The organism is Bacillus sp. AFS017336, from assembly GCF_002555445.1.
Lineage (GTDB): Bacteria > Bacillota > Bacilli > Bacillales > Bacillaceae_G > Gottfriedia.
In genome coordinates this window covers 1-10,884 of the sequence record NZ_NUCO01000164.1, presented here as the reverse complement: position 1 = coordinate 10,884, position 10,884 = coordinate 1, and the positions used below count along the sequence as shown (strand labels likewise).

Sequence of the window (10,884 nt, the reverse complement as noted above, 5' to 3'; positions counted from 1 at the left end):
ACAGGAGCAACAGGAGCAACAGGCTCAACCGGCCCAACAGGAACAACAGGCCCAACAGGATCAACAGGATTGACAGGCCCAACCGGCCCAACAGGATCAACCGGCCCAACCGGATCGACAGGCCCAACGGGATCAACCGGCCCAACAGGCCCAACAGGATCAACCGGCCCAACGGGAGCAACAGGATCAACGGGATCAACAGGCTCAACAGGCCCGACAGGATCAACGGGATCAACAGGCGCGACAGGATCAACGGGCCCAACAGGAACAACGGGCTTAACAGGAGCAACGGGCCCAACAGGATCAACGGGCCCAACAGGAACAACTGGCCCAACGGGATCGACAGGCCCAACAGGAACAACCGGGGCAACGGGCCCAACAGGAGCAACCGGCCCAACGGGCCCAACTGGGGCAACGGGCCCAACTGGATCAACAGGTCCAACAGGATCGACGGGCCCAACCGGAGCAACCGGCCCAACTGGTACAACGGGCCCAACTGGTCCAACCGGAACAACAGGATCGACAGGCCCAACCGGAGTAACAGGCCCAACCGGTCCAACAGGATCGACAGGCTCAACCGGGGCAACCGGCCCAACCGGATCAACGGGTCCAACCGGAGCGACGGGAGCAACAGGCCCAACGGGAGCAACTGGTCCAACGGGAGCAACAGGAGCAACCGGGGCGACTGGAATAACAGGAGCAACAGGAATATCAGGATCTAATTCCAAAGCCATTATATTTGGTGGAACTAACGCAGGATTTCAACGAATTGCTGGGTCTCCTGGAGCAGATTCTCTTACTATTCCATATGTAACTGCAGGTTCAGGTAGTATTATAGGTCTTTCAAGCTCTATAAATGTCAATAATTTAGCAGCAGGAACTTATAATATTCAGGTATGTTTCAATGTTCCTATTAATCTTTCTGCGCCAGGTGCTGGTCAAGTAATATCTACCATTAGTTTGACTCTCCCAAATAACTTAACCGGAACAATTATATTTTCTATAACACCAAATGATGTAGGTCCACAGCCTGTAACGATATTCAATCCTAGTCCAGTTACAGCAACAGCTACTGTCACTTGGACTAGTACAATTGCTGGAAATCCGGTTTCCAGAAATAATGCTATTTCATTGTTTATTACACCTCAAATAACACAAAGTGCTATTTATACAGTATTTATTGCGACTACAATTTAATATTGTTGAATAATTATAATTGAAAGGCATTTAAGGATCTTCTTATATTAAGAAGATCCTTTTTTTAATCAATAAACTTATATTTTCATAAATTTGAGGCAAGGATTTTCTATTTTATTTTCAGTTTAAATAGTTAAAATTAGAATTTAAGATGTGAAAAAATGTATTTAATTTTTTCAAAAGTCTGTTTTGGTAGCCTTTTTTAATATAGTGAATGATAAAATTAGAGTAATCTAAATTAAAGTGAATAGAAAAGCACTGTTTAAGGTGGGGAAATGAATGAATATAAGAGAAGTTAATCTAGACGATACAGAACAATTTGTACAATTAATTAAAGAAGTCGAAAATCAGTCTGAATTTATGCTTTATGGTGCTGGCGAAAGAAACATTACAATTGAAGGACAACGAAAGCAGCTAGATTTGATAGTAAGATCATCTCATTCAACAATACTTGTTGCGGAGGAGACTTCTGGATATTTAGTCGGTTACTTGTTTGCGATTGGTAATAATGCAATAAGAAAAAAACATTCCGCTTATCTTGTAATTGGAATATTAAAAGAATACACAGGTAAAGGAATTGGTACAAAATTATTTCAAAGTTTAGAAGATTGGGTGGCTACTAATCATATACAAAGATTAGAGTTGACTGTTGTGACAGAAAATAAAGCAGGAATCGCTTTGTATAAAAAGATGGGGTTTGAGATTGACGGGACGAAAAGAAATTCAATAATAATCGATGGGAATAGCTTTGATGAATACCATATGGCTAAATTATTTATAGGCGAAAAAAATAAGGATGTTGATTTTTTATGGACAGATATGAAAAACTATTAAAAAAATGGGAGTATATCATTAATAAAATAGATTGTAACAATGGAGAAGTAGATCCTTTAATAAAAGGGGAAAAAGCAACTATTGAAGAAGTGAATCAAAAAGAAAGTGAATTAGGATATAAATTACCATCATCATATAAATCTATCGTTCTAAACTTCTCAAAGTCTCTCACTTTTTATTACTCATTTTCAGATGAAACACAAATCCCGAAAGAATTTTCCGAAATTTTTTCAGGAGAAATTAATTGGGATATTACTAGTCTACAGAACTTAGATAGTTTAGCAGATGAATTAGTTGAAGATGGTGAAGAGTATGGCAAGAATCTGAGAGGGAAACTTGAATTTTCACAGGCTGGAAATGGTGATATTTATGCCTTTGATATGCTATCTGAGGGTGAAGAGAAACCCGTTATTTATTGGGATCATGAAGAAGATACAGTTACATATATTGCTGATTCGTTTATTGATTATTTAGAAAAAATCTCTGAACTTAATTGTGTAGGTAGTGAAAAATGGCAAATAGAATACTTTTTAAATACTAGAGGTTTAGAAGTTTCGAGTTTGAAAGCACAAAGATGGAAGCAATGGTTTGATTCATTTTCTGAAACAACTCTAGATGATGTGAAAAATAGTATGGATAAGTTAATCGAATTTACAATTTATAGAAAAAAACTAGATTCTGTATCATTACAATCCCTTTTGAAATTTAATATAGGAGAGTTGTTTGATACATTACTTAAATATCTAAATAAATTTGAAGCACTTGAAGATAAAAAAATGATTTGTGTGATGATTGGTGAAGCTATTGGAACATATGCAATGAATTGGGTTGAAGATTTATGGGAACAGAATAATGAATCTCAATTAGATCCGGGATTGCGCTCTTATCTTAGTATAAAATGTCTTTCACCTAATAAAGGATTAATCCTAGTAACGGATTATTTGGAAAAGCAATCGCATGGAAAGATAAATGGGTATGAAGCTCTTGCTCATTTATCTTTAAACAATTCTCGTCAAGTGATCGATTGGATGGAACGATATGTAAGATTCCCTGTTACTAGTGGCTGGTGCCAACTATATATCGAATCAAATCCTTCATGGGAAGATATAAGTAGATGGTCAGAGTTAGAGGAAATGCATCAAGTCACTATAATCCATGTATTAGAAGACTTATTAAAGAAAAAAACGTGTGAGCCTGCTTTACAGATCGATTTCACTCTGCCTTCAAAAGAAGCGTTTGTGAACTTGTTAAATGAAATAAAAATAAAGCAAATCCTTAGAACGAGGACCCAAATACTAGATTCTTTAATTGAAAATATAGATCAATTTTACTCTATGTAATTGTGATTATTATAAAAGGGATGCTTTGGCACCCTTTTATAGTATTCTATTCGAGACATAAAAAAATAGAGGAATATCCATCCTCTATTAAATGATAATTCATAGTCCTCCAAGTGCTTTAATCGTGGCCGGACCAACAATTCCATCTACAGTTAAATGCCGGTCTTTTTGAAATTTGCGCACGGCTTGGTCTGTATTGTTACCAAAAATACCATCGATACCTTTTGTACTATAGCCCAGTGCAGTAAGCTTTTGTTGTAGTTTTTTAACTGTTGTACCTTTGGCACCCTTTTTTAAGATTGTGCCACTAGGAATTACAGCATTCGACCCACCGCTACTACTTGTTACCTTATATCCATTTGCTTTTGCTATAGAATCGAAGGAATTACTTGAAGATGTAATAACAACAGTTGTGCTCAATTTTACTCTAGAAAAAAGCCATTCTACTTCATTATCATACATTCTGACACAGCCGTGACTGACATATTTTCCAATCGAACTTGGATCATTATTACCATGAATAGCATAAGTTGTTCCCCACGTACCTCGTGTATTTAATCCAAGCCAACGATTACCAAGTGGATTTCGTGGATCTCCACCAGCAATATGACCTGTATAGTAGGGCCTATTTACAATCTTATTTACAATTTTAAACTTCCCTTCAGGTGTTAGGGATGGACTCCTACCAGTGGCCACCTTAAATACTTTGTAGAGTTTACCATTTTCATAGTAAGCAAGTTGATTTGATGATTTATTAATAATAATAAATTGACTTGTTGTTGCTGCCTGAGTAGGTTTAATACCAATACCAACAATCATAAGACAGGTTAAAATTAAAATGGTTATCCATTTTCTTATCAAAAGCTTCCCTCCCAAAAAATATAAATTCAAAATCTTAATCATTTAATCCTATGAGTAAAGAAGATGTCCAAGTTACATTTTTTTTAACTATTCAATGATTTCTTGAAAAAAATGACAATTGTAACGAGTCGGATATAGTTCTTTAGGTCTGTATAGCTAAAGAGGTATTATCAAGAATATTAAGATATAAAATTTAAGGGATATAACCAAAATAAGTGAAGTTGTGGAGAGAAAATGCTAAAATAAATATTAATTAATTAGATTATCTTAGAACTCCCCAAAAATTATTACCGGGACTTTTGTCATTATAAAATTAATAAAGGTGGAATTTTTCTCAATCAAATAATAGTTTTTTAGTGAAGAGATTAATTTTATTAATCTGAAGATAATTTAGAAACTAGCCATCAAAAGATTTTAGTAAAATAGTAGAATCTTAAAGTTCTTTCAAATGATATAAGGACTTAGCCTCTATATTTAAGATTAAAAGATAAATATAATAAATTTATAAGTATTTTGATAGGAGGAAACAGATTGTTTAAACGTATTTCTTTCTTTATTTTTGTTAATATTTTAGTGTTAATTACAATTACAACTATAACAACATTATTAGGTGTACCTCGCTATATTGGTGATTCGGGTTACTTGGCACTGCTTGCTTTTAGCGTAATTGCAGGATTTAGTGGTGCGATTATTTCATTATTATTCTCTCGTATAATGGCCAAATGGATTATGGGCGTAAAATTAATTGATGTTCGATCTCCACAAAATGAACGGTTAAATTTTGTAATTGAAGAAACATACCGTTTAGCAAAACTTGCTGGTTTAAAAAAGATGCCTCAAATCGGAGTTTATGATTCGGTTGAAGTAAATGCTTTTGCAACAGGACCTAGTAAAAGACGTTCTTTAGTTGCCGTTTCAAGTGGCATGATTAATTCAATGGATCGACCAGCAATTAGTGGTGTTCTAGCGCATGAAATTGCACATATAAAAAATGGCGATATGGTTACTACAACTTTATTACAAGGAATCATAAACACTTTTGTAATTTTCTTTTCTCGTTTAGTTGCAAAAATTGTTTCTAATTTTGTTAGAGAAGAGTTATCATATGTAGTCTATGTTCTTTGTTCGATCGTATTTGAAATCGTATTTAGTATTTTAAGTAGTCCAATTATTTTCTGGTATTCAAGAAAAAGGGAATTTAAAGCAGATCAGTATGCTGCAGAAATTGGTGGTAAAGACAACATGATTTATGCTTTAGAATCATTGAGAAGTAATATTCGATTAATAGATGATCGCCAAAAATCGATTGCCGCTTTTAAAATTAGTGGTAAAGAGAAATTTGCAAGATTATTCTCTACACATCCACCATTAGAAAAAAGAATCGAACGATTGAAATCATTATAAAAAAATGAGGGTGCCCTAAAATTATAACATTTTTAGGCATCCTCATTTTTTTATTTATTAGAAATAGTAATAGAAGAGTAACGCTGACTTATAGGGCAGATTTTTTATTTTTTTATACTGGATTCTCGTTTTTCAATTGATTAAGTCCATAACAAGAAGGATTTCATTTTATTTTAGGGAATATAGATACTTAAAAAGATGAGGTGCATTTAAATTTGGATAAAGAAAAAATTGAAAAATTTAAAATGGCGGGAATAATTTTAGGTACCTTTGTTATAACTCTTGGAATTATTATATCGATTGCGATCATTAATTTTAATCACGCTAAAGCACATCCCATCGTTGTCAAACTTCCTAAGTCAAAAAGTCAAATCAAATTAGTTGATTCAATTAAAGTAACATCAAAATTACAAACTTATGAATGTGAAGTTGTTGAACTTGCAAAAAAAGAAAATGATGAGCATTTTCAAATCGTTTGTGATTCTGGAAAATACGAATTTACTGAAAATCAAATATTCAATAAGAAACCACATAAGTCATTGGAAATCGGTGATCTAGTTTATTTAACTGTTTATGAAGACGGTAAGTTAAAGGTAAGTATTGATAGTAAGTAATGAGTTAAAAGAAAGAAAGCAATATTAAAGGAACTTCATCGTAGAAGTTCCTTTTCTAATGTACTTGATTTTTATAATGTTTCTCCGTTTGAAGCAATAACATCTTTATACCAGAAGAATGATTTTTTCTTAAGGCGTTCTAGTGTACCACTACCATCATCATGTTTATCGACATAAATAAAGCCATAGCGTTTTGAGAATTCTCCTGAAGATGCACTAACTAAATCAATACATCCCCAACTAGTATATCCCATTAATTCAACACCGTCTTCAATTGCTTCTCCCATTGCATTAATGTGTTCACGTAAATAATCAATTCGATAATCATCATTAATTGAACCATCTTCTTCAACTTTGTCGTAAGCACCTAAACCATTTTCTACAACAAATAATGGGACTTGGTAACGGTCATATAATTGATTTAAACTAATACGTAATCCTTCAGGATCGATTTCCCAGCCCCAGTCGCTTGCTTTTAGGAATGGGTTTTTAACGCCACCAATTAGATTTCCTTGCGAACTTTCTAAATCGGATTTTTCTTTTTTCTCAGTTCTAGACATATAATAACTGAATCCAATATAGTCTACAGTACCTTCTTTAATTAATTCTAAGTCACCATCTTGCATTTCAATTTTAATATTATGTTCTTTAAAGAAACGTTTAATAAATGCTGGATATTCCCCTCGAACTTGTACGTCTGCGCAGAAATAATTAAAGTATCGTTCCTCCTGTAGTGCATACATAATGTTTTTAGGATTTGAGTCAAATGAATAAACTGGAGCATATAAAATCATACATCCAATTTGTGCATCTGGGATGATGTTATGACAGGCTTTAACTGCAATACTACTTGCCACAAATTGATGATGGAATGCTTGGAAAGTTGGTTGATATTTATCTTCTTCATTTTTTATAGAAAAGCCAAGTCCCATAATTGGCATAATTAAGCCACTATTAATTTCATTAAAAGTCATCCAATATTTTACTTTGTTCTTATAACGATTAAAGATTGCATTGACATATCTTTCAAAGAAAGTAACTACTTCTCGATTTCTCCAGCCACCATATTGTTTTACAAGATTCACTGGCATTTCATAGTGTGAAATTGTAACCACAGGTTCGATGCCATATTTGTGTAATTCGTCGAAAACACGATCATAAAAGGCTAGACCTTCTTCATTTGCTTCCAGCTCATTTCCGTTTGGAAAAATTCTTGTCCATGCAATTGACATGCGGAAAACTTTAAAACCCATTTCCGCAAATAAAGCAATATCTTCCTTATAACGGTGATAGAAGTCAATACCTTCATGATTTGGATAGTTATATATTGAGCGATCAATCTCGAAATTAAAGCCAGGTGATTGTAAGATGTTCAGTCTTTCTTTTCCACCAGGAAGTACATCGGCAATATTTAGTCCTTTATTTCCTTCATAGAAGCCACCTTCCATTTGATTTGCAGCGGTTGCGCCACCCCATAAAAAATCTTCAGGAAATTTAAACTGTTTCATATTTTTTACCTCCTAATTTCTTTTTAAGTTTAAGTTAAAAGTGATTATATTCGAATAATAACGTTTACGAATACGTTAGTAAATAAGTGAACTGAAACTAGTCTCGATTAACTTAAGAAATAAATTGTTTCATAAATGTAACACTGTGTTTCTTGTTTATGTATGTTAAAATAGTAGAATAATTTAATTTTTAAATAAAAAATGATGCCACTTTTAAATATTATTTGCAAAATCTACTTAATTATAGAAGGAGTAATAGACAGTGTTTTCAAACGATCAAATAGCATCTTTTAATGAATTAGAATTATCTTTATATAATTATATTTCTCAAAACATGGAAAAAGTAGCATACATGAGGATACGTGAAATAGCAGATGAAACACATGTTTCAACTTCAACGATATTACGTTTTTGTAGGAAACTAAATTGCGACGGATTTTCTGAATTTAAAGTAAAGTTGAAAATGTATTTAGAGGAAGAAAAGAAAACTAGCGTTAAAAGTGCTCATCATACTTTAGTAGACTTTTTTGAAAGAACATTAAAAGGTGATTTAGAAGAAAAAATTAAAGAAGCAGCAATGCAAATTAACAAAGCCGAAACGGTCATTTTTATTGGAATCGGCAGTTCTGGTATATTAGCAGAATACGGATCAAGATATTTCTCAAGTTTAGGAAGATTTTCATTGTACATAAAGGACCCGCATTTTCCGATTCATTCGAAACTAAGAAATAATAGTGTAACAATTGCGTTATCAGTATCAGGAGAGAATAATTTCACTGTAAATCATTTAAATTTACTTAAGCAAGAAGGATGTAATATTATTAGCATTACAAATAATAAATTGTCTACTATTGCTAAAATGTCTGATCTAAATATTCCTTATTATGTGACAGAAGAGTATGTTGACACTACAAATATTACTACTCAAGTTCCAGTAGTTTATATTATAGAAGCGATTGCACGTGAAATTTATAAAATTAATCAATAGTTTAGTTTATTTTTAGTAAAAAAGTGCTGGAATAAAAATTTTAAAAGGCATTGAATTTTAAAATATCCGTATGAAGCTATAAGACTGAGAGGTTCGAAAAATAAACTTCATTTATAAATAATTTAATTTAAGCATGCAAAAGAAGGGGATGAGAGAACGTTCTCTTTTTTGTTTAAAAATGTTTTGAATAATTAACAGCATATTTATAGTCAAATGGAAAAAGCAAATTGAATCGTTAAAGGATAAATAGAAAGTTAATTATAAAGTTATCTTTCAAAAACGTTAGTAAAGATACTTAAAATTCTTTATTCTCTGTCTGAATATTATATTTGTGCATTAATTTTTTTGCTTGTTCAATACCACTTTCTGTTAAATAAACTGATTTTGCACGGTTGCTACCAAATATAAGATTATTATTCGATAATTTATCAAGAGTATCGAAAGGATATCCTTTCCAGCTCCTATGGTTAGTTTCACCTAATCCAGCATTTTCTTCAAATGAGGTTAAATATAACAACAATAATGTTAATTCATCAATCCGTTCTTGCACTCGATCAGTTCCTTTCTTTCACTTCTATTATTTTAATCATTTAATATAGTCATTCGATCTCGCTGACCACAATTAGGACAAGTAACAATGCGCTCATTTATTTTACCTGTTTTAAATGCTAATGCAAAATTTAATTTCGATAATTTAAAGCGATTACCGCAATAAGGGCAAATAAAATGAGTGGTTTTTGTTCGAAGTTCTGAAAATTTATAAACAAAAACAAATACCAAAATCAAAATGAGAATTGATTGGAAAAGACCAAAAAAATAATTTTGATTCATCCTAATCCCTCTTCCATTTCTATTGACATATCATATGCTTTAACCAAAATAAAGATCAAATCATTTGTTAATTATGAATCTATTATACAATTCATTTTTAGTGGCATTCAATTTTAGAGTTTTCAATGACAGATCTTTTTTATATTTTTAAATAAAAATGAACAGAATACCAAAAATTAGGAAATAATAAGTCGTAATTAAAAAATTGAATCTCATTTGAAAGGAAACTATTATGAATATAAAATTCTTGTTTATATTAAACGATCAGATTCCTACTGAACCAGCTTATGTTGCGAATACTGGAAGCTATATTGACGGTGCTTTAAATATATACTTGAACGATACTTTATATTTTCACGATCCAAATATAAATCTAACAGAGTTTGCCGGCCAACTTAATGAATGGGTTCAAAAGTTAGAAAATGGATTGCGGGAAAATATGAATTATGAATCGATTAATCGAAATGAAGATCTTATGAATTTTCTTTATAAGGGAAATGATAATTGGACTATTTACTCTGTATGGCAAATGTTTGAGCCGGTTGAATCCATTAATACAGAATCCCTAATTGAATCAGTTAATAAGTTTCTTACGGAGTTAAATGGTGGACTTATTGAATATAATTATGATTTTACGTTAGATAAATTTAAACGCAATGATTTTTAAAAAATGAAAAGCTTTAAGTAGTTTATGCAGTTGTTAAATTTAGTAAAAAATTAATTGAGTTAGAGGATTATTAATTTTCATAAAGAAATGATAATTTAATGAACTTTTACTATTAGTGGATTTATTTTCAAACATTGATGGTAAATATTTCAGGTGAAATTTATCTAAAGGAGAGGTTCAAATGATTAATACGCTTGGACAAGTAATGGTATACGTAAACAATCAGGAAGAGGCAATGAATTTTTGGACTGAAAAAGTAGGATTTAGTGTAATCTCTGACAATAACAATGGCCATGGAATGCGATGGATTGAAGTGTCTCCTTCAAAAAATGCTGAAACAAGTATAGTGCTACATAATAAGGAGTTAATTTCTAAAATGCAACCTTCTCTAAATCTTGGTACACCTTCTTTAATGTTCTTTACAAATAATTTTGATGAATTATATAGTAACTTAACAAATAAAAAAGTTACTGTTGGAGAAATTGTAGAAATGCCAACTGGTAGGGTATTTAATTTTGCCGATGATGAGCAAAATTACTTTGCAGTTATGGAAAAAAAGTAGGAATTTATACATATTAGATCCATTGCATTGGTTCAAAAAAATAAAAACACATGGAAAGAAATGAAGTGACCCCATAAA

12 protein-coding genes are annotated in these 10,884 nt (G+C 32.2%); 8 read left to right on the top strand and 4 right to left on the bottom strand.

The features are described from left to right. Positions 1-69 precede the first annotated feature (69 nt). The 3 genes from CN601_RS26430 (at position 70) to CN601_RS26420 (ending at position 3,371) form a co-directional block, all read left to right on the top strand. Positions 70-1,197, top strand: coding sequence for a collagen-like protein (locus CN601_RS26430; RefSeq protein WP_483861207.1), 1,128 nt, complete (start codon positions 70-72; stop codon positions 1,195-1,197). Between the two features lie 279 nt (positions 1,198-1,476). Further along, entirely contained in the window at positions 1,477-2,031 is a 555-nt protein-coding gene (locus CN601_RS26425) for a GNAT family N-acetyltransferase (protein ID WP_098172864.1), read from the top strand. Then, positions 2,007-3,371 carry an SMI1/KNR4 family protein gene (locus tag CN601_RS26420; protein ID WP_098172863.1) on the top strand — a complete coding sequence of 455 codons (1,365 nt, stop codon included), beginning with the start codon at positions 2,007-2,009 and terminating at the stop codon, positions 3,369-3,371. The genes CN601_RS26425 and CN601_RS26420 overlap by 25 nt, the downstream gene beginning before the upstream one ends. A gap of 99 nt (positions 3,372-3,470) precedes the next feature. Here CN601_RS26420 and CN601_RS26415 read toward each other — a convergent pair whose 3' ends face one another. After that, positions 3,471-4,232, bottom strand: coding sequence for a L,D-transpeptidase family protein (locus tag CN601_RS26415; RefSeq protein WP_257131831.1), 762 nt, complete (start codon positions 4,230-4,232; stop codon positions 3,471-3,473). A gap of 531 nt (positions 4,233-4,763) precedes the next feature. Here CN601_RS26415 and htpX point away from each other — a divergent pair. Both htpX and CN601_RS26405 read left to right on the top strand, forming a co-directional pair. Further along, on the top strand, positions 4,764-5,636 hold the full coding sequence (htpX, locus tag CN601_RS26410; protein ID WP_098120700.1) for a protease HtpX: 873 nt from the start codon (positions 4,764-4,766) through the stop codon (positions 5,634-5,636). 215 nt (positions 5,637-5,851) lie between these two features. Further along, a complete protein-coding gene (locus tag CN601_RS26405; protein ID WP_098172862.1) occupies positions 5,852-6,250 on the top strand; it encodes a hypothetical protein in 399 nt (132 codons plus the stop codon). A 71-nt stretch (positions 6,251-6,321) separates the two neighbouring features. On the opposite strand, the gene CN601_RS26400 is transcribed toward CN601_RS26405, so the two are convergent. Continuing rightward, positions 6,322-7,758: a glycoside hydrolase family 1 protein gene (locus tag CN601_RS26400; protein WP_098172861.1), complete on the bottom strand. Its 1,437-nt coding sequence runs from the start codon at positions 7,756-7,758 to the stop codon at positions 6,322-6,324. 262 nt (positions 7,759-8,020) lie between these two features. Here CN601_RS26400 and CN601_RS26395 point away from each other — a divergent pair, with 262 nt between their 5' ends. Beyond that, positions 8,021-8,746: a MurR/RpiR family transcriptional regulator gene (locus tag CN601_RS26395; RefSeq protein ID WP_098172860.1), complete on the top strand. Its 726-nt coding sequence runs from the start codon at positions 8,021-8,023 to the stop codon at positions 8,744-8,746. A gap of 295 nt (positions 8,747-9,041) precedes the next feature. Here CN601_RS26395 and CN601_RS26390 read toward each other — a convergent pair whose 3' ends face one another. Both CN601_RS26390 and CN601_RS26385 read right to left on the bottom strand, forming a co-directional pair. After that, positions 9,042-9,296: a DUF6429 family protein gene (locus tag CN601_RS26390; protein ID WP_098172859.1), complete on the bottom strand. Its 255-nt coding sequence runs from the start codon at positions 9,294-9,296 to the stop codon at positions 9,042-9,044. A gap of 32 nt (positions 9,297-9,328) precedes the next feature. After that, positions 9,329-9,577: a hypothetical protein gene (locus tag CN601_RS26385; protein WP_098120695.1), complete on the bottom strand. Its 249-nt coding sequence runs from the start codon at positions 9,575-9,577 to the stop codon at positions 9,329-9,331. A 232-nt stretch (positions 9,578-9,809) separates the two neighbouring features. On the opposite strand from CN601_RS26385, the gene CN601_RS26380 reads away from it, so the two are divergent. Together CN601_RS26380 and CN601_RS26375 are read left to right on the top strand one after the other, a co-directional pair. Next, a complete protein-coding gene (locus CN601_RS26380; RefSeq protein WP_098172858.1) occupies positions 9,810-10,244 on the top strand; it encodes a DUF7878 domain-containing protein in 435 nt (144 codons plus the stop codon). 181 nt (positions 10,245-10,425) lie between these two features. Continuing rightward, a complete protein-coding gene (locus CN601_RS26375) occupies positions 10,426-10,806 on the top strand; it encodes a VOC family protein (RefSeq protein ID WP_098172857.1) in 381 nt (126 codons plus the stop codon). Positions 10,807-10,884: the final 78 nt, after the last annotated feature.